General features: G+C 37.2%; 26 protein-coding genes and 2 other annotated features. All 26 genes read left to right on the top strand.

Annotated elements, in window-relative coordinates; genetic code table 11:
- Positions 1–18 precede the first annotated feature (18 nt).
- The 26 genes from hemB (at position 19) to NHG49_RS22510 (ending at position 26,601) form a co-directional block, all read left to right on the top strand.
- Positions 19–1,008, top strand: a complete 990-nt coding sequence (gene hemB, locus NHG49_RS22635) for a porphobilinogen synthase (protein WP_001087076.1) — start codon at positions 19–21, stop codon at positions 1,006–1,008.
- Positions 1,008–2,297: a glutamate-1-semialdehyde 2,1-aminomutase gene (hemL, locus tag NHG49_RS22630; RefSeq protein WP_048541355.1), complete on the top strand. Its 1,290-nt coding sequence runs from the start codon at positions 1,008–1,010 to the stop codon at positions 2,295–2,297. The genes hemB and hemL overlap by 1 nt, the downstream gene beginning before the upstream one ends.
- A gap of 109 nt (positions 2,298–2,406) precedes the next feature.
- Positions 2,407–3,384 carry a stage VI sporulation protein D gene (gene spoVID, locus NHG49_RS22625; RefSeq protein WP_088048066.1) on the top strand — a complete coding sequence of 326 codons (978 nt, stop codon included), beginning with the start codon at positions 2,407–2,409 and terminating at the stop codon, positions 3,382–3,384.
- Between the two features lie 62 nt (positions 3,385–3,446).
- Positions 3,447–4,472, top strand: coding sequence for a spore coat protein YsxE (gene ysxE, locus NHG49_RS22620; RefSeq protein ID WP_064474685.1), 1,026 nt, complete (start codon positions 3,447–3,449; stop codon positions 4,470–4,472).
- Positions 4,473–4,596: 124 nt separating this feature from the next.
- Positions 4,597–4,829 (top strand) — a binding site (T-box leader).
- A gap of 37 nt (positions 4,830–4,866) precedes the next feature.
- Positions 4,867–7,512, top strand: a complete 2,646-nt coding sequence (locus NHG49_RS22615; RefSeq protein WP_064474686.1) for a valine--tRNA ligase — start codon at positions 4,867–4,869, stop codon at positions 7,510–7,512.
- 92 nt (positions 7,513–7,604) lie between these two features.
- Positions 7,605–8,906 (top strand): bifunctional folylpolyglutamate synthase/dihydrofolate synthase, encoded by a 1,302-nt coding sequence (locus NHG49_RS22610; RefSeq protein ID WP_088048067.1) that lies wholly within the window; start codon positions 7,605–7,607, stop codon positions 8,904–8,906.
- A 164-nt stretch (positions 8,907–9,070) separates the two neighbouring features.
- On the top strand, positions 9,071–10,033 hold the full coding sequence (locus NHG49_RS22605) for a stage II sporulation protein B (protein WP_258126527.1): 963 nt from the start codon (positions 9,071–9,073) through the stop codon (positions 10,031–10,033).
- A gap of 220 nt (positions 10,034–10,253) precedes the next feature.
- Positions 10,254–10,829, top strand: a complete 576-nt coding sequence (locus NHG49_RS22600; protein ID WP_064474689.1) for a Maf family protein — start codon at positions 10,254–10,256, stop codon at positions 10,827–10,829.
- 46 nt (positions 10,830–10,875) lie between these two features.
- Positions 10,876–11,553, top strand: a complete 678-nt coding sequence (radC, locus tag NHG49_RS22595) for a DNA repair protein RadC (RefSeq protein ID WP_001013378.1) — start codon at positions 10,876–10,878, stop codon at positions 11,551–11,553.
- A gap of 157 nt (positions 11,554–11,710) precedes the next feature.
- Positions 11,711–12,730 (top strand): cell shape-determining protein MreB, encoded by a 1,020-nt coding sequence (mreB, locus tag NHG49_RS22590; RefSeq protein WP_000466737.1) that lies wholly within the window; start codon positions 11,711–11,713, stop codon positions 12,728–12,730.
- 41 nt (positions 12,731–12,771) lie between these two features.
- Positions 12,772–13,623, top strand: coding sequence for a rod shape-determining protein MreC (gene mreC, locus NHG49_RS22585; protein ID WP_064474691.1), 852 nt, complete (start codon positions 12,772–12,774; stop codon positions 13,621–13,623).
- 14 nt (positions 13,624–13,637) lie between these two features.
- A complete protein-coding gene (mreD, locus tag NHG49_RS22580; protein WP_000975757.1) occupies positions 13,638–14,183 on the top strand; it encodes a rod shape-determining protein MreD in 546 nt (181 codons plus the stop codon).
- 35 nt (positions 14,184–14,218) lie between these two features.
- The gene (gene minC, locus NHG49_RS22575) at positions 14,219–14,905 is read left to right on the top strand and encodes a septum site-determining protein MinC (protein ID WP_064474692.1); all 687 of its coding nucleotides are present in this window, start codon (positions 14,219–14,221) and stop codon (positions 14,903–14,905) included.
- 2 nt (positions 14,906–14,907) lie between these two features.
- Positions 14,908–15,705 (top strand): septum site-determining protein MinD, encoded by a 798-nt coding sequence (minD, locus tag NHG49_RS22570; protein WP_064474693.1) that lies wholly within the window; start codon positions 14,908–14,910, stop codon positions 15,703–15,705.
- A 133-nt stretch (positions 15,706–15,838) separates the two neighbouring features.
- Positions 15,839–16,585 carry a stage IV sporulation protein SpoIVFA gene (gene spoIVFA / locus NHG49_RS22565; RefSeq protein ID WP_064474694.1) on the top strand — a complete coding sequence of 249 codons (747 nt, stop codon included), beginning with the start codon at positions 15,839–15,841 and terminating at the stop codon, positions 16,583–16,585.
- Positions 16,578–17,438 carry a stage IV sporulation intramembrane metalloprotease SpoIVFB gene (gene spoIVFB, locus NHG49_RS22560; protein WP_064474695.1) on the top strand — a complete coding sequence of 287 codons (861 nt, stop codon included), beginning with the start codon at positions 16,578–16,580 and terminating at the stop codon, positions 17,436–17,438. The genes spoIVFA and spoIVFB overlap by 8 nt, the downstream gene beginning before the upstream one ends.
- 67 nt (positions 17,439–17,505) lie before the next feature.
- Positions 17,506–18,894, top strand: a complete 1,389-nt coding sequence (locus NHG49_RS22555; RefSeq protein ID WP_064474696.1) for an Rne/Rng family ribonuclease — start codon at positions 17,506–17,508, stop codon at positions 18,892–18,894.
- Positions 18,895–18,971: 77 nt separating this feature from the next.
- Positions 18,972–19,049 (top strand) — a sequence feature (ribosomal protein L21 leader region).
- A 14-nt stretch (positions 19,050–19,063) separates the two neighbouring features.
- A complete protein-coding gene (gene rplU / locus NHG49_RS22550; protein WP_000270907.1) occupies positions 19,064–19,372 on the top strand; it encodes a 50S ribosomal protein L21 in 309 nt (102 codons plus the stop codon).
- Positions 19,373–19,383: 11 nt separating this feature from the next.
- Positions 19,384–19,728, top strand: coding sequence for a ribosomal-processing cysteine protease Prp (locus NHG49_RS22545; RefSeq protein ID WP_240368376.1), 345 nt, complete (start codon positions 19,384–19,386; stop codon positions 19,726–19,728).
- Positions 19,729–19,731: 3 nt separating this feature from the next.
- On the top strand, positions 19,732–20,022 hold the full coding sequence (gene rpmA / locus NHG49_RS22540; RefSeq protein WP_000944957.1) for a 50S ribosomal protein L27: 291 nt from the start codon (positions 19,732–19,734) through the stop codon (positions 20,020–20,022).
- Positions 20,023–20,085: 63 nt separating this feature from the next.
- Positions 20,086–20,634: a sporulation initiation phosphotransferase B gene (locus NHG49_RS22535; RefSeq protein WP_064474697.1), complete on the top strand. Its 549-nt coding sequence runs from the start codon at positions 20,086–20,088 to the stop codon at positions 20,632–20,634.
- Complete coding sequence (obgE, locus tag NHG49_RS22530) at positions 20,634–21,917, top strand: GTPase ObgE (protein ID WP_000497117.1); 1,284 nt, start codon at positions 20,634–20,636, stop codon at positions 21,915–21,917. The genes NHG49_RS22535 and obgE overlap by 1 nt, the downstream gene beginning before the upstream one ends.
- A gap of 137 nt (positions 21,918–22,054) precedes the next feature.
- Complete coding sequence (locus NHG49_RS22525; protein WP_063261314.1) at positions 22,055–22,762, top strand: response regulator transcription factor; 708 nt, start codon at positions 22,055–22,057, stop codon at positions 22,760–22,762.
- Complete coding sequence (locus NHG49_RS22520) at positions 22,752–23,834, top strand: HAMP domain-containing histidine kinase (protein ID WP_240368377.1); 1,083 nt, start codon at positions 22,752–22,754, stop codon at positions 23,832–23,834. The genes NHG49_RS22525 and NHG49_RS22520 overlap by 11 nt, the downstream gene beginning before the upstream one ends.
- A gap of 93 nt (positions 23,835–23,927) precedes the next feature.
- Positions 23,928–24,704 carry an ABC transporter ATP-binding protein gene (locus NHG49_RS22515; protein ID WP_258126524.1) on the top strand — a complete coding sequence of 259 codons (777 nt, stop codon included), beginning with the start codon at positions 23,928–23,930 and terminating at the stop codon, positions 24,702–24,704.
- Positions 24,679–26,601, top strand: coding sequence for an ABC transporter permease (locus tag NHG49_RS22510; RefSeq protein WP_098111525.1), 1,923 nt, complete (start codon positions 24,679–24,681; stop codon positions 26,599–26,601). The genes NHG49_RS22515 and NHG49_RS22510 overlap by 26 nt, the downstream gene beginning before the upstream one ends.
- The last annotated feature ends 40 nt before the right edge of the window (positions 26,602–26,641 follow it).

Here is a 26,641-nt window from a genome sequence, read left to right as displayed (position 1 = left end):
GAATGGGGATAGAAATCTATGAACTCTTTACAATTTAATCGTCATCGTCGCTTAAGACAAAGCGGTAATATGCGTGCGCTTGTGCGTGAAACGTTTTTACATACGGAAGATTTTATTTACCCTATTTTTGTATTAGAAGGAGAAAATGTTCGTAATGAAGTGCCTTCTATGCCAGGCGTATATCAAATGTCTTTAGATTTATTGCAAGCTGAAATGCAAGAGGTTGTTGATTTAGGTATTCGTTCTGTTATTGTATTTGGTTTACCTGCTGAAAAAGATGAAGTTGGATCATCAGCATATTGTGATCATGGAATTGTGCAACGTGCAATTAAGCAAATTAAAGGTGAATTCCCTGAGCTAGTAGTAGTTGCAGATACATGTTTATGTCAATTCACAAGCCATGGTCATTGCGGTGTAATTGAAGATGGTATTATTTTAAATGACGAGTCTCTTGCAGTTCTTGCGAAAACAGCTGTAAGCCAAGCGAAAGCAGGAGCGGACATTATTGCGCCATCAAACATGATGGACGGATTCGTAACAGCAATTCGCCATGCATTAGATGAAAATGGTTTTGGACACGTACCAGTAATGTCGTACGCTGTGAAATATTCATCAGCATTTTACGGACCATTCCGTGATGCGGCGCACGGTGCCCCGCAATTTGGTGATCGTAAAACATATCAAATGGATCCAGCGAACCGTATGGAAGCATTCCGTGAAGCAGAATCAGATGTAATGGAAGGGGCAGATTTCTTAATTGTAAAGCCAGCTCTTTCTTACTTAGATATCGTTCGTGATGTGAAAAATAACTTTAATTTACCAGTCGTTGCTTATAACGTAAGTGGTGAATATTCGATGATTAAAGCAGCGGCGCAAAATGGTTGGATTAATGAAAAAGAAGTTGTACTTGAAAAATTAATTAGCATGAAACGTGCAGGAGCAGATTTAATTATTACGTATCATGCAAAAGATGCAGCAAGATGGTTACAAGAAGGAGGCGCTAAATAATGAAAAAGTTTGATAAGTCGATTGCGGCGTTTGAAGAGGCACAAGATTTAATGCCTGGTGGCGTAAATAGCCCCGTTCGTGCTTTTAAGTCTGTTGGTATGAATCCGTTGTTTATGGAGCGCGGAAAAGGCTCTAAAGTATATGATATCGATGGAAATGAATACATCGATTACGTATTATCATGGGGTCCTTTAATTCATGGTCATGCGAATGATCGTGTTGTTGAAGCTTTAAAATCTGTTGCTGAAAGAGGAACAAGCTTCGGTGCCCCAACGGAAATTGAGAATAAATTAGCGAAACTTGTTATTGAGCGCGTACCATCAATTGAGATTGTACGTATGGTTAACTCTGGAACAGAAGCGACAATGAGTGCACTACGTTTAGCTCGTGGTTATACAGGACGTAATAAAATTTTGAAATTCATCGGTTGTTACCACGGTCATGGTGATTCGTTATTAATTAAAGCGGGTTCTGGTGTGGCGACGCTAGGTTTACCAGATAGCCCTGGTGTACCAGAAGGTGTAGCGAAAAATACGATTACCGTAGCGTATAACGATTTAGAAAGTGTGAAATACGCTTTCGAACAATTTGGTGATGATATTGCTTGTATAATTGTAGAACCAGTAGCAGGAAATATGGGTGTTGTTCCTCCGCAACCAGGATTTTTAGAAGGTCTTCGTGAAGTAACAGAGCAAAATGGTGCATTGCTTATTTTTGATGAAGTCATGACAGGATTCCGAGTTGCTTATAATTGCGGACAAGGTTATTACGGTGTAACACCTGATTTAACTTGTTTAGGTAAAGTAATCGGTGGTGGCTTACCAGTAGGAGCATACGGTGGTAAAGCAGAAATTATGCGCCAAGTTGCACCGAGCGGACCGATTTACCAAGCAGGTACTTTATCAGGTAACCCACTTGCAATGGCAGCAGGTTATGAAACGTTAGTACAGTTAACGCCAGAATCATATGTAGAATTTGAGCGTAAAGCGGAAATGTTAGAAGCTGGCTTACGTAAAGCGGCTGAAAAACATGGCATTCCGCATCATATTAACCGTGCGGGTTCTATGATTGGTATTTTCTTTACAGATGAACAAGTTATTAATTACGATGCAGCAAAATCTTCAAACTTAGAATTCTTTGCGGCTTACTATCGTGAAATGGTAGAACAAGGTGTATTCTTGCCACCATCTCAATTCGAAGGTCTATTCTTATCGACAGCACATAGTGATGCAGATATTGAAGCGACGATTGCAGCAGCTGAAATTGCAATGTCAAAATTAAAAGCTTAATTGTTGAAAGAAAATCGCTCTCCATAAGGGGAGCGATTTTTTTTATTCATAAAGTCAGCTTTCCATACATAAATCTGTAATGACATATAGTTTGGGAGGGGGAAAAGAAGTGGCAACAGATCATTCATTACGTTTTTCATTAAAAGAATCTGTTTGGTTCCAAAAAGGACAGGAAGTCGAAGAACTTTTGTCAATTTCGTTAGATCCAGACGTTGAGATAGAAGAGCTTGATCATGAAGTTATCGTGAGAGGGCAATTAGATTTAACGGGAGAGTATGTTGCGCGGCAAGATGATTCGGCTTATTCATTAAGAGATTTATCGCCAGCGAAATCAATTGATTATGTAGAAACAAGGGAAGATGGGGTTAATGAACTTGTTCATTCCTTTCCGCTTGAAATATCAATTCCGAGAAACCGTGTGAAAGTAATTGAAGAACTATATGTATCTATTGAGGAATTTGATTATGAATTAAAGGAAAATGGTTGCTTACAATTATTAGCGGATATATCTATCACTGGTTTATGTGATGAAGAAAGAATCGAGGATGAAGAGGAAGAAACAGCGTATGCTGAGTTAGAGACTGATTCCGCACAAGAAGATGAAAATAGACCTGCCATGCACGTAGAAGAACCAGTCTATAAGGAATCAGATGAGTGGGAAGATTACGCATTTGAACCGTTTCAACTAGAGGAAAGAAAAGAGCAGGAAGTAGAGGAAGAGGAAGTAGAAGAACATGAATTTGTGGAGCGTGAAGAGGAGAAAGAATCAACGCCACAATTTGAATTGTTCGGAAGAAAAGATTTCAAGAAAGAAAAAGCGAAAAAACAAGAAGAGCAAGAAGAAGAAACGTATTCACAGCGGGATGAAAATGCACTTTATTTAACGAAAATATTTACGAAAGAACCGGAAGAAGAATTTACAAAGTTAAGAATGTATTTCGTGCAAGAAGGGGATACAATCGAATCTGTTGCAGACCGTTATGAAACGTCTGTACAAAACTTATATCGTGTCAATCAAACAGAAGATATATATTTAACTGCGGGACAAATTATTTATATTCCTGTTTCAAGGGCAAAAGCGAAGTAAGTGAGTGTTTTCACTCACTTATTTTCCTAAAGGCTATGTTTTGAATAGAAAGGGTTATTCGTATGGATATTGAATTACGAAATCGCTATGAACCCATTGTAAGGCAATATAGATTGGATACACAGCATATGGAAGAGCACGGAAGTGTAACGAAAATTTACACGAATCAAGGTCCGTATGCGCTCAAGAAAATAGAAGACGGGAAGTTAGAGCGGAATAACTTTTTGCACCATATTCAATATTTGAAGGAGAACGGTTTTTCAAATTATGTACCTATATACCATGCGACGGATGGAAATTATATTTTAAGTGACGGGACGTATAATTATTATTTAATGCCTTGGTTAGAACGTGCGGAAGGCAACGGCGAGGATAATGATCAATACCATAAAATGTTTCAAACTCTCGGGACGTTACATCAAAAAACGGTGAAAGAAGAAACGTATACAGAAGAAGATTTAGAAAAACATTATACAAATATATCCGATCGCTGGGAGAATGATGGTGAGATGTTAGAAGAGTTTCTCGTAGAATCTGAAGCGAAGTGGTATATGTCTCCGTTTGAATTGCAATATTGTACGTACTATCATCATGTAATGAGGGCGCGTGAGTTTGCAACGAAGCAATTAACTGAGTGGAACGATGCGATGAAGGAAAAAGAAAAAACACGTATTACTTTTGTACATGGTAACGTATCGCTTAATCATTTCTTATTTGATTATGAACGGAATGGCTATTTTATTAGTTTAGAAAAATCGAAGTTTGCCACACCGGTGCAAGATATAGTAGGGTTTTATTCTCGGTCTTTAAACACGTATCCAATTGCGCGAAGTGATCGGTTTGAATGGTATCAAATGTACCAAAAAAATTTCCCTTTTACGAAAGAAGAGCAACTACTCATGTTTGCGTATATGACGTATCCATCGCAATTTATTCGGCAAATCCAGTCTTATAAGAAAAGAAGAGAGAGTCGCAATGAGGACAATGAACTTCTCGGAGTAAAGAGCTTACAACAATCGCATTGGCTCGTTAGCAATATAGAATATTTCCTTTCGCAATTACAAGCTGCCCAGCAAGGGAACGGATAAAAAGATAAGTAGTATCTCTACTTATCTTTTTTTTTTCGTTCGTCCAAAAAGCCGTAGTATTAAATTTATCTTGACGAATAGGGTTTCGTTTTTTACACTATTGTATATAATAATTAACAATCATATAAATGCCTTGAAAGGGAAGAGTATAACAAGAAACGTCTTCAGAGAGGAGAATCATTAGCTGGAAGATTCTCTAGATAGTTATGTTAGAAGGTAGCCCTGGAGCATCTTTTCTGAACGGAATAGTTCTCATTAGGAAAAGACGGATTTGTCCGTTATCAAATTAAGAGTATAAGCAAATTCCTGAATTTGTTTGTAAATAAAGGTGGTACCGCGATGTCCCTCGTCCTTTTTGGATGAGGGGCATTTTTTATTTTAAGGAGGGAAAAAAATGTCAAACACGGAAAAGAATTTACCAACTAAATATGATCATATGTCCGTTGAAGAAGGCCTTTATCAATGGTGGCTTGAAGGCAAATATTTCGAAGCAACAGGAGATGAGAAGAAACAACCATATACAATTGTAATTCCACCTCCGAACGTAACTGGTAAGTTACACTTAGGTCATGCTTGGGATACAACTCTTCAAGATATTTTAACTCGTACGAAGCGTATGCAAGGTTACGATGTATTATGGCTTCCAGGAATGGACCATGCGGGTATCGCAACACAAGCGAAAGTAGAAGGGAAACTTCGTGAAGAAGGTATTTCACGTTACGATCTTGGCCGTGAGAAATTCCTTGAAAAAGCTTGGGAATGGAAAGAGGAATACGCGTCTCACATTCGTCAACAATGGGGGAAAGTTGGTTTAGGACTAGACTATTCTCGTGAACGTTTCACATTAGACGAAGGTTTATCTGATGCGGTTAATAAAGTATTCGTTCAATTATACGAAAAAGGCTTAATTTACCGCGGTGAATATATTATTAACTGGGACCCAGCAACACGCACAGCTCTTTCTGATATTGAAGTAATTCATAAAGAAGTTCAAGGTGCGTTCTACCATATGAACTATCCATTAACAGATGGCTCTGGTCATATTCGTCTTGCGACTACTCGTCCAGAAACGATGCTTGGTGATACAGCAGTAGCAGTTCATCCAGAAGACGATCGTTACAAACATTTAATCGGAAAAACAGTTACACTTCCAATCGTAGGCCGTGAGATTCCGATTATTGCTGATGAGTACGTAGAAAAAGATTTCGGAACAGGCGTTGTAAAAATTACACCAGCTCATGACCCGAATGACTTTGAAGTAGGTAACCGCCATGACTTACCACGTATCTTAGTAATGAACGAAGATGGATCAATGAACGAAAAAGCTGGTAAGTATAACGGTATGGATCGTTTCGAATGCCGTAAAGCGTTAGTGAAGGACTTACAAGAAGCGGGCGTATTAGTAGAAATCGAGCCTCATATGCATTCAGTAGGTCATAGTGAGCGTAGTGGTGCAGTTGTTGAGCCTTACTTATCAACACAATGGTTCGTAAAAATGGCTCCACTTGCTGAGAAGGCAGTAGAGCTTCAACAAAAAGAAGAAGAGAAAGTAACGTTCGTACCAGAGCGTTTCGAAAACACATATTTACGCTGGATGGAAAACATTCACGACTGGTGTATTTCTCGTCAATTATGGTGGGGACACCGTATTCCAGCTTGGTATCATAAAGAAACTGGTGAAGTATACGTAGGTACAGAAGAGCCAGCAGATATTGAAAATTGGAATCAAGATAACGACGTACTTGATACATGGTTCAGTTCAGCGTTATGGCCATTCTCAACACTTGGTTGGCCTGATGAAGATGCAGCAGACTTCAAACGTTACTATTCAACAGATGCATTAGTAACGGGTTATGACATCATCTTCTTCTGGGTATCTCGTATGATTTTCCAAGGTTTAGAGTTTACAGGCGAGCGTCCATTTAAAGATGTATTAATTCACGGTTTAGTTCGTGATGAGCAAGGACGTAAAATGAGTAAATCTCTTGGTAACGGTATTGATCCAATGGATGTTATCGAGAAGTACGGTGCAGATGCAATGCGCTATTTCTTATCAACAGGAAGCGCACCAGGTCAAGATCTACGTTTCAGTATGGAAAAAGTAGAGTCTACTTGGAACTTCATTAATAAAATTTGGAACGCATCACGTTTCGTATTAATGAACATGGATGATATGAAGTATGAAGAAATCGATTTAACTGGTGAAAAATCAGTTGCGGATAAGTGGATTTTAACTCGCTTAAACGAAACAATCGAAAGCGTAACGCGTAACATGGATAAATATGAGTTCGGTGAAGCTGGTCGTTCATTATACAACTTCATTTGGGACGATTTCTGTGACTGGTACATTGAAATGGCGAAACTTCCACTATACGGTGAAGATGAAGCAGCTAAGAAAACAACTCGTTCTATTTTAGCTTACGTATTAGACCAAACAATGCGTCTATTACACCCATTCATGCCATTCGTAACAGAGAAGATTTGGCAACATTTACCGCATGAAGGCGAATCTATTACAGTAGCAGCATGGCCAACAGTTCGCGAAGATTTACAAGATACAGAAGCTGCGGCAGAAATGCACCTTCTAGTTGATATCATTCGCTCTGTTCGTAACATCCGTGCAGAAGTTAATACGCCAATGAGCAAAAAAGTTCAAATGCAAATTAAAGCAAAAGATGAGGCTGTACTTGCTCAACTTACAAAAAACAGCTCTTACATTGAGCGTTTCTGTAACCCAAGCGAATTAATAATTCAAACGGATTTACAAGCACCAGAAAAAGCGATGACTGCAATCGTATCAGGTGCAGAGTTATTCTTACCGTTAGCTGATCTTATCAATCTTGATGAAGAGAGAGCACGTCTTGAGAAAGAATTTGAGAAGTTCGACAAAGAAGTAGAACGTGTACAGAAGAAACTTTCAAACCAAGGTTTCGTAGCGAAAGCTCCTGCGGCAGTTATTGACGGAGAGCGTGCGAAAGAGCAAGATTACCTAGAAAAACGTGAAGCAGTTCGCCAACGTCTAGCAGATCTTGAAAAGTAAAATATTTTTTAGAGGCTCACTATATTGGTGAGTCTCTTTTCTTTGCGTATAATAGGAGTATGAAGGTTGTCTTTTGAAAGGGGAAAGCATACGTGATACATACATACGAAGAAGCGATAGGGTGGATTCATAGCCGATTGAAGTTTGGTATTAAACCAGGATTAGAAAGAATGAGATGGATGCTAGAAGAGCTTGGAAATCCAGAGCGTCACATAAAATGTGTTCATCTTGCTGGCACAAATGGAAAAGGTTCAACGTTAACATATATGCGCTACATGTTAGAAGATGCAAAGTATAAGGTAGGAACATTTACCTCTCCATATATTGAAACATTTAACGAACGTATTAGTGTGAACGGGACACCAATTGCAGATGAAGAGATTACTGAACTTGTAAAGATGGTAAAGCCAGTCGTTGAAAAACTAGATGAGACGGATTTAGGGGAAGCGACTGAGTTTGAAATTATTACTGTTATGGCAATTTGTTATTTCGGTAAAGTTAATTTCTGTGATGTTGTTTTATTTGAAACAGGGCTTGGAGGGCGCTTTGATTCTACGAATGTTATTCATCCTGTTCTTACGATTATTACAAATATCGGCCACGATCATATGCATATTTTAGGGAACACACTAGGAGAAATTGCATATGAAAAGGCGGGGATTATTAAATCTGGTGTTCCAGTTATTACTGGTGTACGAGATGAGGAAGCATTGCAAGTCATTCAAAAAGTTGCAAAGGAAAATCATGCAAACTTATACGAGATGGGCAAGCATTTTACAGCGTTACATAAACAGTCTAGTGAAGATGGAGAACAGTTCGATTTCACTTGTCCCTTTGCCAGCTTTGAAGATGTGCGAATCTCAATGAAAGGTATTCACCAAGTAGGAAACGCAGCACTTGCACTTATGGCAGTCATGTATGTCAAAACATACTTATCATTTTTAATTGAGGAAGAAGAAATAAGAACTGGATTACAGGAAGCGTATTGGATTGGGCGATTTGAAAAACTGCAAAGCAATCCAGATATTATTATAGACGGTGCCCATAACCCAGAAGGTATCGAAAGTCTTGTGAAAACAGTAGAATCACATTACAAAGATAAAAATGTAATAGTTTTATTTACTGCCCTAGGTGATAAACAATTGCATAATATGGTAGATCAATTAGAAACCATTGCCGATGAAATTATTTTTACAACATTCGCCTTTGATCGTGCTATTTCTGCTGACAAGCTTGCATCGTATTCAAAGAAAAAGTCAAAATTAGTTTTTGAAAATTGGAAAGAGGCAATTGATACGAAGGTTGAAATGATTGGAGAAAATGATGTTTTTATCATAACAGGTTCTCTTTATTTCATTTCGGAAGTTCGAAAATATATTCGCGAGAAAAACTAGATAGTCTTTGCTATCTAGTTTTTTGTTCTACAAATGAAGTCAAATGCATACATATAAGATAAATATATAGGGTTATTTGGCGAATTCCTCTGACAAATATCTCGTTTTTTTGTGAAATGAATATGATATGATGCGGACAACGATAAGAGGTGAGGTGTGAGTGTATGGACAAGCAATCACGAACGATCTCAGTGAAAGTGAATGGAGCAGAAGCTAAGTATGAGGAGAAGAAGAAAGATGAATTTGAATGGATGGTAGTAGAAAGTGAAAGGCCGAAAAACGTTGTTCCGTTTCAAAAAGCGAAATTGGTGTTTAAGGAAAAAAAACGAAAGAAGTGGAGCAATACGTTAATTGCAATCGTTGCAACTGCAATTGTTATTGGTACGGCGTTTGGGATGGGAATGCTACAGTTACTGAAAGGACAAGGTGCGACAGGGGGAAGCGAAGTAACAGCTTCGAAGCAGATGCGAAATGAAGAATCAAAGGTGGGCGGAACGGCAGAACAAACACCGGCACCAAAAGAAGAAAAACAAAAAGCACAGACAGGAACGTCATTAGATCCAATGAAATTATTTTTTGTGCAAGGAGGAATTTATTCTTTCGAAGAAAAGGGACAGGCCGCTCTTGAAGAGTGGAAAGGTAATGGAGGCGTTGCAGTTTTAAAACCGAGCGGTGATAAGTATGCATTAGTTGTTGGTGTTGCTAGCGATGAACAAGGCATAAATCAATTAATGACGCAGTATAAAAATGATAATGTCTCCGTATTGAAAAAGAACTGGGATATAACAGATAAAGCGTTACTTAAAGATGATAAAGAAGTTGGGGCGTTTTTAACAAAAGTACAGCCATTATATACTCATTTAGCAAAATATGCTTCCAGCGTACAAGTTAGTGGAAAAAGTAATGCAAAAGATATAGGTGCGATTGAAAAAGAGTGGAAAGCAATTGAAAAAGAAGGAAAAAGTATGAAGCAGGAAGAAGCAAAGAAATTGTATATGTATACGTCAGTAGCTGTGCAAACAGTGAAGGATGGAAAAGGTGATAAGGAATCTTTGGCGAAATTAAATCAAGTTATTATTGATGGTATACTTTCATATGAAAAAATTGTTTCCCAAAAGGTGAAATAATAGGATAATGAAATGACGAAGGAAGAAGTATAGGTACTTCTTTCTTTTCTTTTGAATTTAGAGCAAAATGCTTTCTCTATGGCAGGAATATAATCGTATTTTAGTAAAAAGTATTATTTTATTTAGAGAAAATAATATTTCTTTCATTTGTGGACAAACTATTCCTTTGATACGATTGATGTAAATGATTCTGCTTCATGTGAGAAAGGAAGGAGAAAATATGAGAAAAATTATTTTAGCATCAGGGTCACCTCGCAGGAAGGAACTGCTTGAGTTAGCGGATGTACCATTTGAAATCATTGTAAGTGAAGTAGAAGAGACGATTGGTGCGTACTCATCACCTTCTGATATTGTTATGTCGCTTGCCCTGCAAAAAGCATCTGCAGTAGCAGAAAATAACAGTGATCATATTGTGTTAGGTGCAGACACAATTGTTACATATGAATCGCGTATTCTTGGAAAGCCTTCTAATGAGGGTGAGGCGAAAGAAATGTTGCAATTATTATCAGGGAAAACACATGAAGTGTATACTGGTGTTGCAATTATAACAAAAGACAAAACAGTCACTTTTTACGAGCGTACAGAAGTTACGTTTTGGGAATTAACAGAAGAGGAAATTGACGTATACGTTGCATCGAAAGAGCCTCTTGATAAAGCAGGAAGTTATGGAATTCAAGGTAAAGGATCTATTTTTGTTCAACATATTCAAGGGGATTACTATAGTGTAGTCGGTTTACCAATTTCACGTCTTGTTCGGGAATTAAAACAATTTAATATTGATATAACCCATGCGTAAAATTGCATGGGATTTTCTTTGAAAGAACAAATAAAGGGGTGGAGAAATGAACGGTATTCGTGATGTTGTCAAAGAAGAACAGCCACGGGAGCGTTTATTGTTAGAAGGAGCTGGAAGTCTATCAAATCGGGAGCTTCTTGCAGTTTTACTCAGAACAGGTTCTAAAGAAGAAACAGTTTTAAAGTTATCAGATAAAATTTTACATCACTTTGATGGTTTACGCATGTTGAAAGATGCAACGTTAGAAGAGCTTGTCAGTATACATGGTGTTGGGATTGCAAAGGCAGCCCAGCTTATAGCTGCTTTTGAACTCGGTAGAAGAATGGTACGTTTAGAATATCAAAATAGATACAGCATTCGAAGCCCAGAAGATTGTGCGAGATATATGATGGAAGAAATGCGCTTCCTGCAGCAGGAGCATTTTGTATGTTTATATTTGAACACAAAAAATCAAGTTATACATAGGCAAACGATTTTCATTGGCAGTTTAAACACATCAATTGTACATCCAAGGGAAGTTTTTAAAGAAGCGTTCCGTCGTGCAGCAGCCTCCATCATATGTCTTCATAACCATCCTTCAGGAGACCCCACGCCGAGCCGAGAAGATATTGAAGTAACAAAACGGTTAGTAGAATGCGGCCAGATTATCGGAATTGAAGTGCTTGACCATATTATAATAGGCGACCATAAATTCGTGAGTTTAAAGGAAAAAGGTCATATTTAAGACTATGCTTTTTACTTATTTTGTTTTATAATGTGATTTATGAGTTTTTTGTAGAAATTTATCTACAAAAAGGATAAAGATATAAAAAACGTACTGTTTTTATAATATAAAGTAAGAAAAAATGAGTCCGTGAAAACAAGAAAGGAAGATAAATAATATGTTTGGATTTGGTGGCTTTACTCGCGATCTTGGAATAGATTTAGGAACTGCGAACACGCTTGTATATGTAAAAGGAAAAGGTGTAGTTTTACGTGAACCTTCAGTAGTAGCGTTACAAACTGATACGAAACAAATCGTTGCTGTAGGTAGCGATGCAAAACAAATGATTGGTCGTACACCAGGAAACGTTGTGGCACTTCGCCCGATGAAAGACGGTGTAATTGCTGATTACGAAACGACAGCAACAATGATGAAATACTACATTCAACAAGCTCAAAAATCAAATGGATTCTTCTCACGTAAGCCTTACGTAATGGTATGTGTACCGTCTGGTATTACAGCTGTAGAAAGACGTGCAGTAATCGATGCGACTCGTCAAGCGGGCGCTCGTGACGCTTATCCAATTGAAGAACCATTTGCAGCAGCAATTGGTGCGAACTTACCTGTTTGGGAACCAACTGGTAGCATGGTTGTTGATATCGGTGGCGGTACAACAGAAGTTGCAATCATTTCTTTAGGTGGTATTGTAACAAGTCAATCAGTTCGTGTTGCTGGTGATGATATGGACGATTCAATCATTCAGTACATTAAGAAAAGCTACAACTTAATGATTGGTGAAAGAACAGCTGAAGCATTAAAATTAGAAATCGGTTCTGCAGGCGAGCCAGAAGGTATCGAGCCTATGGAAATTCGCGGTCGTGATTTAGTAAGTGGTTTACCAAAAACAGTACTAATTCAGCCAGAAGAAATTGCAGATGCATTAAAAGATACAGTAGATGCAATTGTAGAATCTGTTAAAAATACGTTAGAGAAAACTCCACCTGAATTAGCGGCAGACATTATGGACCGTGGTATCGTATTAACAGGCGGCGGAGCATTACTACGTAACTTAGATAAAGTGATTAGTGAAGAAACAAATATGCCAGTTCTTGTTGCGGAAGATCCATTAGATTGCGTAGCAATTGGAACGGGTAAAGCATTAGACAATATCGATCTTTTCAAAACTGCTGCTCGATAATATTGCAAAATAAAAATCAATGAAATTAAGAGGGTGTGAACGTGCCACAGTTTTTCTTAAACAAAAGATTAATTGTTTTGTTAGTTAGTATTATTCTTCTCGTGGCATTGATTGGAATCTCATTGAAAGAACGGAACAGTTTAACATGGCCAGAGCAGTTTGTTAAAGACACTGTCGGTGTTGTAGAACGTGTATTCCAAAAGCCAGCGAAATACGTAGCTGGATTCTTCGAAAATGTAGAGGATGTAAAGCGCACGTATGAAGAGAATAAAGAATTAAAAGCAAAATTAGATAATTATGCAGGTCTATCAGGGAAAGTAAAACAATTAGAAGATGATAACAAGAAGTTACAAGAGTTAACGGGTAAAAAAGAGTTGAATAGCCAATATACTGAAATTCCATCTACTGTTGTTTCTCGTAATCCAGATAAATGGTACGATTTAGTTGGAATTGATAAAGGGGCACAGCAAGGAATTAAAAAAGATATGGCTGTAGTGACTTCACAAGGTCTAGTTGGACGAGTGAAAAGTGTATCCCAGTTTACATCATCAGTAGAATTGCTAAGCTCTATGAGTCGAACAAATCGTGTTTCTGCTATCGTACAAGGTGATGAGAAGATCTTTGGATTGATTGAAGGTTACGACAAAGAAAAGCACTTACTTCTTTTCACAAAGATTGGCTCTGATGCAGACGTGAAAAAAGATCAACTAGTTGTAACATCTGGACTTGGTGATATTTTCCCGAAAGGTCTTGTAATTGGAACAATCGTTGATGTTCAGCCAGATCCATACGGCTTAACAAAAACAGCTTATGTAAAACCGGCCGCTGACTTGAATGACGTAGAGCATATTATGGTTGCTAAACGTGCAACGCCTTCAGCGCCATTAGAATAGGAGGGGGAGAAGAGATGATGAAGATTCTAAAAAGAGCAGCTCTTCCTCTTTTGCTCCTTTTTGTTTTTCTATTTGAAAATATGTTTGCTACTATTGTTCCAACAGAGGTTTTTTGGAAAGACAGTATAGCAGCACCTCATTTCTTTATAATTGTGTTATGTTTTATTACTGTGTACTATAGTCCGGTCCAAGGGATTTATTACGGACTCTTATTTGGTTTCTTATTTGATACCGTATACACAGAACTTGTCGGCATATATATATTTGCGTATCCGATTTTAGCTTATTTAGTTTATAGTGTGATGAAGATACTACAATTGAATTTATTTATTGTTGCTTCTATTGTACTAGCTAGCATTGTAGCACTAGAGTATTATGTGTATGGATTTTTAACTTTGTTAGGACGTACTCATATGTCAGCGTATGTCTTTTTCACAGATCGTCTCCTGTCTACTTTATTGCTAAATGCAATTTTCTTATTGATAGTTTGTTTCCCACTGAGACGATATTTAGTGCGTCTTTCAAAAGCGATGGAAGAAAAAGAAAAAAGGATTTTCTAATTTTATGTCGAATTGAATCGGTGGGGTGAACTTTAGTGGAAGAAAAAAAGCAACAAAATGTAACAATAAAAGGGACAAAAGACGGAATAACGCTTCATTTAGATGATTGTTGTTCATTCTCTGAATTACTGGAGGAATTGGATGAAAAGCTTTCTACACATTACTATGATGGTGATGGGCGCTCTTTAATTGAAGTGCATGTGAAAGTGGGAAATCGTTATTTAACAGAAGTCCAACAAGAAGAGATTCGTACGTTAATTCGTAATAAAAAGAATCTTGTTGTGGATTCAATTGAAAGTGATGTTATCACGAAAGCAGAAGCAATAGCTTGGAAAGAAGAAACAGAAATTGTCCCTATTTCCAAAATTGTTCGCTCTGGACAAGTTTTACATGTAAAAGGAAATTTATTGTTAATTGGAGATGTTAATCCAGGCGGAACGGTTATCGCTGGAGGGAATATTTTTGTCGTAGGATCATTAAGAGGAATTGCGCATGCTGGGTATTATGGGGATTCGGAGGCTGTAATCGCTGCATCTGATATGAACCCGATGCAACTTCGAATTAGTGATGTGGCAATGCGGGCTCCGGAAGAGAAAGAAGACGGAGCGGAGGCGGCAGAATGTGCGTATATTAATGAGAACAATCACATTGTTGTCGATCGACTGCAACTTCTCACTCATCTTAGACCTAATTTAACAAAGTTAGAAAGGGGAATTGTATAGCTGTGGGAGAGGCAATAGTAATTACATCTGGAAAAGGCGGAGTAGGTAAAACTACAACGTCTGCGAACATTGGTACAGCCCTGGCGTTATCTGGAAAGAAAGTGTGCTTAATTGACACAGATATCGGCCTTCGAAACTTAGACGTAGTAATGGGGCTGGAAAATCGTATTGTATTTGATCTTGTTGATGTCGTTGAAGGGCGTTGCCGTTTACCTCAGGCGCTTATTAAAGATAAGCGTTTTGATGATCTTTATTTATTACCTGCAGCACAAACGAGTGATAAATCAGCGGTAACACCTGAACAAATGGATGAATTAATACAAGTATTACGTCAAGACTATGATTACATATTAATTGATTGTCCTGCGGGGATTGAGCAGGGATTTAAAAATGCGGTAGCTGGTGCGGATAAAGCAATCGTTGTTACGACGCCAGAAGTATCCTCGATGCGCGATGCGGATCGTATTATCGGGCTTTTAGAAAAAGAGGATATTGAACCACCAAAACTTGTTATTAATCGTGTGCGTAGTCATATGCTTCATGAGCAGGATATGTTAGATGTTGATGAAATCGTACGTACATTGTCAATCGAGCTTCTTGGTGTTGTCGAGGATGATGATGAAGTTATTCGTGCTACAAATACAGGTGAACCTGTAGCGTTGCAACCGAGCGGAAAAGCAGCGTTAGCTTATCGTAATATTGCAAGACGCTTGTTGGGTGAGAATGTACCATTGCAAGCATTTGGACAAGAAAAGGTATCGGTATTTACAAAGGTGAAAAACTTCTTTGGAATCCGTTAAAAGCACTTCGCGCATATGCGAAGTGCTTTCTTTTTTCTTCACACGAATATCTTCCTTTCTTAGCTCATACATATGTACAAACTGTATACAACTGTTTCTATTTAAATTAGCTTAACGAAAGAAAGGAGACAGTATGAAGAATAGACGTGTAGAAGAAATTAAAAAACGGATTGCGAAAAGAAAAGCAGAGCAAGAAAGGATGGAGGAAGAACAGTATTTTGCTGGAGGGAATTTTGATAGTGAAACAGTATTTATTGAAGAAGGAGAAAAGGAAATTCATCCTTTATTTCAAAAAGAAGTATTTTTCTTCAAAGTTTTGTTATCAGCAATATTAGTTCTTTCTGTCGCTATTTTATATAAGAATGCACCCTCTTCTTTCGACGGTGCTAAAGCTGTTACAGAAAAAGTGATGAAAGAAGAATTTCAGTTTGCTACTGTAGCGAAATGGTACGAAAAGCAGTTTGGAAAACCGCTCGTATTTTATTCACCTACTGAGAAAAAAGAAGGAACTATTCAGCAAAAAGATTATGCCATCCCTGCTTCTGGAAAGGTGATGCAAGGGTTTCAAAAAAATGGCCAAGGTGTATTTGTTCAAACAGCTACAAATGCAACTGTTGAGTCAGTGAATGAAGGGCTAGTTGTTTTTGCAGGTAAGAAAGAGGAACTTGGTAATACGGTTCAAATTCAGCATGCAGATGGAACAGAATCGTGGTATGCGAATTTAAATGACATGACAGTGAAATTATATGATTACGTTTCAAAGAAACAAAAAATTGGAACGGTGAATAATGATGCAAATAATAAAAATGGTAAGTTTTATTTCGCGATAAAAAAGAATGAAAAATTTATTGACCCGATTCAGGTGATTTCATTTGATTAAATATAGAGAAGTTTTAACGAAGATTTCAGTGCATCCGTTGTTTTGGGTTATTATTGTCATTGGTATTTTTACGGCACGTTTTAAAGAGTTACTACTGTTATTTTGTATCGTTCTTATCCATGAACTTGGGCATGCTTTTGCGGCGGCACACTACAATTGGCGTATTAAAAAGATTCAACTTTTACCCTTTGGTGGTGTGGCTGAGCTTGAGGAACATGGGAATAAGTCATTGAAAGAGGAACTTGTTGTTGTAATTGCAGGGCCTATACAACATATTTGGATGATGCTGGTAGGTTATATAGTGTTTGAAGCTGGTTGGCTGGGTGCGGATTTATATTATTTCTTTATATGGAATAATATAATTATTTTAGCATTTAATTTACTACCTATTTGGCCGCTTGATGGTGGAAAAGTATTGTTTAACGTATTATCATATCGTTTTCCTTATTTACAAGCACATGAAAAGATGATGAAATTATCATGTGTTTTTTTTGGTGTAATACTAGTGTGGCAGTTACTTTGGAATAGTAACAATATTATGATGTGGGTACTACTCATATTTTTAGCGGTGTCGTTATATCAAGAGTGGAAACAAAGACAGTATGCCTTTATGCGTTTTTTATTAGAACGTTATTATGGGAACAAAAGAGGAATTGAAAAGATTGCACCTATTGAAGTGCAATCAGAAGATCATTTATATAAGATATTCACAAAATTTCGTAGAGGGTATAAGCACTCTATTATCGTCCATGGAAAATATAAAGAACATTACACATTGGATGAAAATGAATTACTCTATGCGTATTTTACTGAAAAACGAACAACTTCATCTGTTGAAGAATTAATCGGTTAGTGTTGACGATAGCACTAACCTTTTATTATTGTAAAAGCAAAGAAGATTATAAAGTGAGGAAAGAATTTTGAAAACGTTATATATGAACTATGCAGGATCGGAAAAACGCGTTGCAATTGAAGAGAAGAAAAAAATTGTTGAGTTTTTATGGAAACGAAATGAAGAACAAGAGATTGTTGGACATATTTATGTTGGACGTATAGTAAGAACGATTGCTGGAATGAACGCAGCTTTTGTAAACATCGGTTTAGAAAAACATGCGTACCTTTCATACGATGATGTACCATCTTCTTATCGTATACATGAAGGGCAAGCAGTACTCGTGCAAGTTGTGAAAGAGGCAATTGATACGAAAGGGCCGAAATTGACGGCGAACGTAGAATTTACCGGGAAATATGTCGTTTATATGCCATATGATGAAATGCGTGCGGTTTCTAGAAAAATAAAAAATAATAAAAGAAGGCAACAGCTACTCCAAATTGAGGTAGAAGGGACAGGAGGTTATATTTTCCGCTCTGCTTCTGAAAAAGGAGAAATTGAAGAAATACAAGCTGAAATGCAAAGGTTACAGCAGTTATATGAAGAGCTAAAAAGAAAAGAGGGCCAAGGAAAGGCACCGTTACTACTTCATCGACCAGCGACCTTTTTAGATCGTGTATTCCAAGAGAATCCGATTGAAACGATTGAAAAAGTAGTTGTAGATACAAGAAGTATAGTAAAAGAATTAGAAGAAAAGATCGGAAAAGAAAAAGTATCTTTTTATAATGAAAAATCTTCAATGTTTAACCATTTTGGAATAGAGCGTGAAATCGAGAAAGCACTTCAAAAAATTGTGTGGCTCCCGAATGGTGCTTATTTAATTGTGGAACAAATGGAGACGATGACTGTAATTGATGTGAATACGGGCAAGTTTACTGGAAAACAGAATTTACAAGATACAGTCCTTCGTACAAATGAAGTGGCAGCTGAAGAGATTGCACGTCAATTAAGACTGCGTGATATCGGTGGTATGATATTAATTGATTTTATTAATATGAAAAGAAGAGAAGATAAAGAAAAGGTAAGAGAAAGTCTCATGGCTGCTATGCAAAATGATCGCACATATACAAGAGTGCTCGGTTTTACAGAGTTAGGGATTTTGGAGATGACACGTAAACGTAAGAAACATTCTTTACGCGACGTATTACTAGAAGAATGTGTACCTTGCAAAGCGACGGGGTATGTGATGTCATATGAAACAATTGCGTATGAGTTAGAGAGAGAGCTAATCACATATGGCAATATAGAGGATGAGGCAGTATTAATCGCTGCACCTAAAAATCTGCAAAAACAATTTTTGCAAAAAGAATTACAAAAAAATATTCCATTTGAAATTTATTTCAAAGATGATATGATCGAAAAGTATGCAATTGTCCGTTTTGGAAGTAAAACAGAAATTGTAGAACGGAAAAAATAGTTAGTAGAACATTTATTGACAACCGTCTATGATTCATGATAACATCTTTATGTTATAGTTTATAGCACCTAAACGGCTATATGCTACAACCGCACAAGACAGGTTCCCTAAAGGCATTTATGTCTACCTCGTTTTTGGCGAGTCTTAGTAATTAAGAGGAGGTGCAAGTATGTACGCAATTATCGAAACAGGTGGAAAACAAATTAAAGTTGAAGCTGGTCAAGCAATCTACATTGAAAAATTAGATGTTGAAGCTGGTGAAACTGTTACTTTTGACAAAGTTCTTTTCGTTGGTGGCGAAAACGTTAAAGTTGGTAGCCCAGTTGTAGAAGGTGCAACAGTTACTGCGAAAGTTGAAAAACAAGGTCGCGCTAAGAAAATCATCGTTTTCAAATACAAAGCGAAAAAGAACAATCGTAAGAAACAAGGTCATCGTCAACCTTACACTAAGCTAGTTGTTGAAGCTATCAACGCTTAATTCAGGTTAACATGATTAAAATTACGATAAGTCGCACGAAATTAGGAAGTATCCAATCATTTAAAATGACTGGACATGCCAATTATGCGCCACATGGACAAGATCTTGTCTGTGCTGGAACTACAGCGGTTGTGTTTGGTTCTATAAATGCAGTGGAAGAACTTTGTAATGTGCAGGCAACTATTGAACTCGGAAGTGATGGCGGATTCTTAACGTATGAATTGCCTAATGATTTAGACGTTCATATAGCAGAAAAAGCACAGATACTTTTAGAAGGATTGGTTGTTTCGCTTAAGACGATCGAACTTGATTACGGAAAGTATATCCGTTTAATAGAAAAAGTGCAGGAGGTGTAACGTATGTTAAGATTAGATCTTCAGTTTTTCGCATCTAAGAAAGGTGTAGGTAGTACAAAGAACGGTCGTGACTCTCAGTCAAAACGTCTTGGTGCTAAACGCGCAGATGGTCAAACGGTTTCAGGTGGTTCAATTCTTTACCGTCAACGCGGTACAAAAATTTATCCAGGTGTTAACGTTGGTCGTGGTGGCGATGACACTTTATACGCGAAAGTTGACGGCGTAGTACGCTTTGAGCGTCTTGGCCGTGACCGCAAACAAGTGAGCGTATATCCTGTTGCTCAAGAAGCATAAGAACTCACGGAAAACTCTAACCTGAGTGCAGGTTAGAGTTTTTCTATATTAAGGGGTATCTAAATGAATGAAAAATGGACAATTATAGATGCATTGCGTCATTCAAGACATGATTGGCTCAATCGTATGCAGATGGTGAAAGGAAACCTTTCCCTTGGAAAAGTGGAAGAGATTCATAGTCTCATCGATCGTTTTGTCCAAGAAGCGAGACAAGAATCCAATCTGATAGGGCTATCAATGCCTTTATTTTCAGAGTGGATTTTAACATATAATTGGAAACAGCAGCCGTGCTTATTGGAGTACGAAGTATTAGGGGAATTACATAACTTATCTCACTTAGATGAGATTGTATGTACATGGACGAATCAATTTTTCTCAATGCTTCAGCATAGTTTAGACGTATATGTTGAAAATTATGTTTGTATCACAATTGAATGTGACGCGGAGAATGCTCGTTTCTTTTTTGATTTTCGTGGTAAGCTAACGAGTGTAGAAGAACTACAGAATTGGCTTGCGAACCAAAACAATAAATGGTATTCCATTTCTTATACAGTACGAGACGAAGAAGTCTCAGTTATATTACAACCAATCGAAAAAAGTGTGGTGAAATAATGTTTGTAGATCAGGTCAAGATATATGTAAAAGGCGGCGACGGTGGTAACGGAATGGTTGCGTATCGTCGTGAGAAGTATGTACCTAAGGGTGGCCCAGCAGGTGGCGACGGTGGTAAAGGTGCAGATGTTGTTTTTGTTGTTGAGGAAGGCTTACGTACATTAATGGACTTCCGCTACCAACGTCATTTCAAAGCTGATCGTGGTCAGCACGGAATGAGTAAAGGTCAGCACGGTCGTAAATCTGAAGATTTAATCGTAAAGGTTCCACCAGGAACAATAGTAAAAGATGAAAAAACAGGTGAAATTCTTGCCGATTTAGTAACGCATGAACAAACAGCTGTAATCGCAAAGGGTGGCCGCGGTGGCCGTGGTAACTCACGTTTCGCAACACCGACGAACCCAGCGCCAGAAATCGCTGAGAACGGGGAACCAGGTCAAGAACGTGATGTCACGCTAGAACTTAAAGTGCTAGCAGATGTTGGACTTGTTGGATTCCCAAGTGTAGGTAAATCTACATTATTATCTGTTGTATCATCAGCGCGTCCGAAAATTGCAGAGTATCACTTTACAACAATCGTTCCAAATCTTGGTGTTGTTGAAACTGGTGATAACCGCAGCTTCGTTATGGCTGACCTTCCTGGACTAATTGAAGGCGCACATGCCGGCGTCGGACTTGGACACCAATTCTTACGTCATATTGAGCGTACACGTGTAATCGTGCACGTTATCGATATGTCTGGTTTAGAAGGCCGTGAGCCATATGAAGATTATGTAACAATCAATAGTGAACTAAAAGAATACAATATGCGTTTAACTGAGCGTCCACAAGTTGTTGTTGCAAACAAAATGGATATGCCAGGCGCAGAAGAAAACTTACAAGCATTTAAAGAGAAATTGGGAGACGAAGTGAAAATTTTCCCAATCTCAGCTGTAACGAAACAAGGTGTTCGTGACTTACTATTTGAAGTAGCGAACTTATTAGAAACAACACCAGAATTCCCAATGTACGATGATGTAGAAGAATCTGAAGCAAGTGTAATGTACAAATTTGAATCTGAATCTAATTTTGAAATTACACGCGAAAGTGATGGTACATTTGTTATTTCTGGTTATGATATTGAGAAAACATTCAAAATGACAGACTTCTCACGTGATGAATCTGTACGCCGATTTGCTCGTCAAATGCGTGGAATGGGTATTGATGAAGCCCTTCGTGCACGTGGTGCAGTAGACGGAGATATTGTAAAAATTCTTGAATATCAATTTGAATTTATCGATTAAGACTGCCGAAATATGGCAGTCTTTTTTTATTGTAAAAGTCTGATTCGTACAGGAAAAATTCCCCACTAATTAAATTTTCAATTTATAATAGAACAAGGAGTGGTTTTGGAAGAATTTTTTATGGGGAGAAAACGAACATGTATAAAATATTAATTGTAGAAGACGATGAAAAAATAGCGGGAATATTAGAGGAGCATTTAGAAAGGTATGGCTATCAATCATTTAGAGCAAGTGATTTACGTCATATAAAAGATGAGTTCGTGAAAATAAATCCTCATCTCGTATTACTGGATATTAATTTACCATATTTTGATGGTTTTTATTGGTGTCGTCAAATTCGTACTGTATCGAATGCGCCGATTATTTTTGTTTCTGCAAGAACAGGGGAAATGGATCAAGTAATGGCAATCGAGAATGGCGGAGATGATTACATTACAAAACCATTCCATTTAGATATCGTAATGGCGAAAGTGAAAAGTGCACTTCGCCGTGGATATGGTGAGTACGCCTCTGTTGCTGAGAGTGATTGTTTAGGTGTAAATGGACTGTTGTTATTTCCGTCCCAGCACATTGTTGAGTGGCAGGGGCAACAAACGGAGCTGACAAAAAATGAATTTTACTTATTAGAATGTTTAATGAAACAAGCAAATCAGTATGTAACGCGTGAAGAACTGTTAGAAGCCCTGTGGGATGAGGTAGCTTTTGTTGATGATAATACATTAACCGTAAATGTAAAACGCGTAAGGAAGAAACTAGAGGAGCTAGGCATTAAAAATGCCATTGTAACGAAACGTGGATATGGTTATGCGCTTCTTACAGAGTGGGGCGAAGGGCATGAAGGTTAAAAATTACCTCTTGGACCGCTTTTCTCTACTTCTTTCTTATATTGTTAGCCTTTGTTTATTTGGGCTCGTTTTGCAGTTGCAAAGTCTTTTAGAAAAAAAATCCATTGATTGGAGTACGTGGTTATATGGGCTTTTATTAGGGACGGTTGTAGTTACTGTATACCTCATTTACGATTATCGAAAACGAAGTATATTTTTAAAAAGAATTGAAAAATATGTTGCCAGCGGAAATACATTACACGATTCTTTACTTATTGATACTTCTTATACGTCAGAGCAAGAGATGGTTGTTGAATCGTTTACGCTATTAAGACAGCAATATATGAATGAAATTCATAAACAACATGCGAAAGAACAACAACAAATGATATTTATGAACCAGTGGATTCATCAAATGAAAACACCAGTATCGGTTATAGAATTGCTTTTACAAAAGTTTGGTAAAGAGCATCGTGAAGCAAGAGCAACAGTTGAAAGTATTCGTGAAGAAAATAACCGCATACTAAATGGTTTAGATTTAGCGTTACATATGGCAAGGTTAGAGCAATTTGCGAAAGATTATAAAGTAGAAGTAGTAAATGTGATAGATATCATCAGGGGTATTATTAATGAAAATCGAAAATCTTTCATTCAATCGTCGGTATTTCCGAAAGTAATGTTTGATGAAGATACTTGTATGGTTGCATCTGATAGAAAATGGCTCAGTATTGCTATAGGGCAAATTGTTGTAAATGCAATTAAGTATACGAAAATTTCAGAAGCAGAGAAAAAGGAAATTCAATTTCAAATTGAAGAGAAAGATCAAAAGGTGTTACTACATATTAAGGACAATGGAATTGGTATTCCAAAGCAAGATGTAAAGCGTATATTTGATCCATTCTTTACGGGAATAAATGGCCGTAAAACGAGAGAAGCGACTGGAATGGGTTTATATATTACGAAGGAAATTTGTGATAATTTACATCACGGTATTTATGTGCAATCGGCTGAAGGGGAAGGGACAACATTCACGTTCCAATTTGCAAAAGATGAAGAATATCATACATTAATGAGAAAAATGACAAAACTGTAAGATAACAAAACGTTTTGTAAGGGAAATCACTCGTTTCTTTTTCTTATTTTTCTTATAGTAAATGTAAGAAGAAAACACATAGGGGGATTAGAAATGAGTGTTCTTGAAGTAAAAGGATTAACGAAGGTGTACCAATCAAAAGGTTCAGTAGCGACGACTGCTTTAAATGATATAAATTTTAAAATAGAAGAAGGCGAATTTGTAGGGATTATGGGTCCTTCAGGAAGCGGGAAAACAACGCTTTTAAATTTATTAGCAACAATTGATAAGCAAACTTCAGGTCATGTGCTTGTAAATGGCGAAGAAATTAATCAAATGCGTGCTGCAAAATTAGCGGAGTTTCGCCGTACACATTTAGGATTCATCTTCCAGGATTTTAACTTACTTGATACGTTATCGATTAAAGAAAATATCATTTTACCACTTGTAATGGCGAAGAAATCTGTAAATGAAATCGATGCAAAAGTGCTTGAGATTGCAAAGTTCTTAAATATCGATGAAATATTAAATAAAAAAGTATATGAAGTATCAGGCGGACAGCAACAACGTGCAGCAGCTGCGAGAGCGATCATTCATGAACCGACGTTAATTTTAGCGGATGAGCCAACTGGAAACTTAGATTCAAAGTCAGCAAAATCATTAATGAGTGCGTTGCAAGACTTACATGAACAAAAGAAAGTAACAATTGCAATGGTAACGCATGATCCAGTAGCGGCGAGTTATTGCGAACGTATTCTTTTCATTCGCGACGGAGAAATTTTTTCAGAAATACATAAAGGAAGAACGAAACAAGCCTTTTTCCAAGAAATTCTGGACGTACTTGCGATGCTAGGAGGAGAATATCATGAACTTTCGCCAGCTCGCGCTTAATAACGTAAAAGGAAATTGGCGTAATTATAAAGCTTTCCTTATTAGTAGCTGCTTATCGATTGTCGTATTTTTCATGTATGCTTCCTTTATTTATCATCCAGATGTCGTAAGTGGTAATATTAGTATGAGAGGGATGATCTCAAAAGGGCTAGAATCGATGAATTATATTGTAGTCATCTTCTCAGCACTCTTTATTTTATATGCAAATTCAACATTTTTACGAGCCAGAAAAAAAGAGTTTGGTCTATTAACATTAATAGGCGGAACGAAATCTCAACTTGGCCGAATGATTATATTAGAACAGCTTATGTTAGGTAGCATTGCAATTGTAGTAGGTATTGGGCTTGGCATGCTTTGTTCAAAATTATTTTTCCAAGCATTAAGCGTTATATTGAAAATAGATAAAACACTTCCACTCATATGGAATAGTAAAGCAGTTTTGATTACAGCGGGTGTATACTTTATTCTATTTTTAATCCTATCATTGTTTAGCGTTTGGACAGTAGGACGCTTGCAAATTATTGATTTATTAAGAGAAGCAAGAAAACAAAAAGTAGAACCTTTTGCATTTACATCGTTATGTGTAGTTGGTATAGGATGTATTATTGTTGCATATGTACTGAGCTTCCAAGTGACATTTATGAATTTTGTCATTCTGTTTTTACCGATTGTAGGGCTGACGATAGGCGGAACTTATTTACTGTTTACACAAGGTAGTACAGTCGTATTAAAAGCATTGCAAAAAAGAAAAAGATCTTTTTATACATATCCAAATATGTTCGTACTTAGCAATCTTATTTATAAAATGAAAGATAATGCTCGTTTTCTATTTGTAATTTCTATCATTACGGCCGTTGTATCTTCAGCAGTTGGTACACTGTACGTATTTTTTGAGGATATGAGTTATAAGGCAGTAACTAGTACCCCGCATGCTATTTCGTATGAGGAAAAGGGAATAAATACGCATAATGTCATCAAAGAAGGAAAGGCAAAAGAATTAATAAAAAAACACGGATTTGAAGAAGCGCGAGAAGTAATGTACGTAAAACTTCCTGGAACTCAAAAAATCACGATGTTTAACAGTGAACATGAAGTACCGATGGCGATTGTTTCAGAAAAAGAATATAATGCTGAAGTACGTAAACAAAAGAGAGAGCAAGTTAGAGAAGTTCATAATGCACCAGGTAGTGCAACGATGGTCGTAATGGATATGGCGAACGATATGATGAAGATAGATCGTACGAAACCGTATGAAATTAAAATTAACGGACAAACGCAGTCTGTTCAATTAAATGATCCAACTTCATTTTCTGTTTTTAATGATAGTGAATATCTCATTGTGAATGATCAAGATTTTGAGAAATACGCAAAGCTCGTACCAGATGAAGAAAAGACGAAATATTATGGTTATTATATAGAAGACTGGAAAAGTACGGAAGACCTTGTGTTAGATTTGAAAAAGGAAATTGCACCAGATAAGCAAGGGGAATTAAATAACTCGGTGTTTGCTTATAAAAATATAAGGGAATCAGGAGCAATTACGATGTTTATCGGTTTCTTCGTAGCTGTACTGTTCTTCTTTTTCGCTTGTAGTATGACATACTTTAAATGGTTTAACGATAAAGAACAAGATCGTATTCAATTTAAATCGTTAAAGAGAATCGGTATGACAGATAAAGAAATTCGTAAAATTGCGATTCGACAAATGGGCGTTATCTTCTTTATCCCAATTTTGATCGGTGCAATTCATAGTGGATTTGCTCTTCATACGTTAGGGAAAATGCTTTATATTGATTTATGGAAATCAGGTGCGATTGTAATTGGAGCATACATTGTAGCTTCTGCGATTTACTTTATGATCGCGCAAAGGGGATATTTGAAACACGTGCAAAGCTAGAGAAACCTCTAGCTTTTTGCCTATGTAGTAAGTTATAGGG

The organism is Bacillus sp. IBL03825, from assembly GCF_024712505.1.
In the GTDB taxonomy this organism is placed as follows: Bacteria; Bacillota; Bacilli; order Bacillales; family Bacillaceae_G; genus Bacillus_A; species Bacillus_A wiedmannii.
Note: the sequence above shows the minus strand (reverse complement) of the source record. Positions and strands in the feature narration are given on the sequence as shown.

Bases quoted from the DNA above. Each gene is read 5' to 3' on its own strand.
- NHG49_RS22605 (WP_258126527.1), top strand. From the start codon at position 9,071: ATGGACAAGCAATCACGAACGATCTCAGTGAAAGTGAATGGAGCAGAA.
- rpmA (WP_000944957.1), top strand. From the start codon at position 19,732: ATGTTAAGATTAGATCTTCAGTTTTTCGCATCTAAGAAAGGTGTAGGT.
- NHG49_RS22615 (WP_064474686.1), top strand. From the start codon at position 4,867: ATGTCAAACACGGAAAAGAATTTACCAACTAAATATGATCATATGTCC.
- NHG49_RS22525 (WP_063261314.1), top strand. From the start codon at position 22,055: ATGTATAAAATATTAATTGTAGAAGACGATGAAAAAATAGCGGGAATA.
- rplU (WP_000270907.1), top strand. From the start codon at position 19,064: ATGTACGCAATTATCGAAACAGGTGGAAAACAAATTAAAGTTGAAGCT.
- obgE (WP_000497117.1), top strand. From the start codon at position 20,634: ATGTTTGTAGATCAGGTCAAGATATATGTAAAAGGCGGCGACGGTGGT.
- ysxE (WP_064474685.1), top strand. From the start codon at position 3,447: ATGGATATTGAATTACGAAATCGCTATGAACCCATTGTAAGGCAATAT.
- NHG49_RS22600 (WP_064474689.1), top strand. From the start codon at position 10,254: ATGAGAAAAATTATTTTAGCATCAGGGTCACCTCGCAGGAAGGAACTG.
- spoIVFA (WP_064474694.1), top strand. From the start codon at position 15,839: ATGAAGAATAGACGTGTAGAAGAAATTAAAAAACGGATTGCGAAAAGA.
- mreB (WP_000466737.1), top strand. From the start codon at position 11,711: ATGTTTGGATTTGGTGGCTTTACTCGCGATCTTGGAATAGATTTAGGA.
- hemB (WP_001087076.1), top strand. From the start codon at position 19: ATGAACTCTTTACAATTTAATCGTCATCGTCGCTTAAGACAAAGCGGT.
- NHG49_RS22520 (WP_240368377.1), top strand. From the start codon at position 22,752: ATGAAGGTTAAAAATTACCTCTTGGACCGCTTTTCTCTACTTCTTTCT.
- NHG49_RS22535 (WP_064474697.1), top strand. From the start codon at position 20,086: ATGAATGAAAAATGGACAATTATAGATGCATTGCGTCATTCAAGACAT.
- radC (WP_001013378.1), top strand. From the start codon at position 10,876: ATGAACGGTATTCGTGATGTTGTCAAAGAAGAACAGCCACGGGAGCGT.
- NHG49_RS22510 (WP_098111525.1), top strand. From the start codon at position 24,679: ATGAACTTTCGCCAGCTCGCGCTTAATAACGTAAAAGGAAATTGGCGT.
- mreD (WP_000975757.1), top strand. From the start codon at position 13,638: ATGATGAAGATTCTAAAAAGAGCAGCTCTTCCTCTTTTGCTCCTTTTT.
- hemL (WP_048541355.1), top strand. From the start codon at position 1,008: ATGAAAAAGTTTGATAAGTCGATTGCGGCGTTTGAAGAGGCACAAGAT.
- NHG49_RS22545 (WP_240368376.1), top strand. From the start codon at position 19,384: ATGATTAAAATTACGATAAGTCGCACGAAATTAGGAAGTATCCAATCA.
- NHG49_RS22515 (WP_258126524.1), top strand. From the start codon at position 23,928: ATGAGTGTTCTTGAAGTAAAAGGATTAACGAAGGTGTACCAATCAAAA.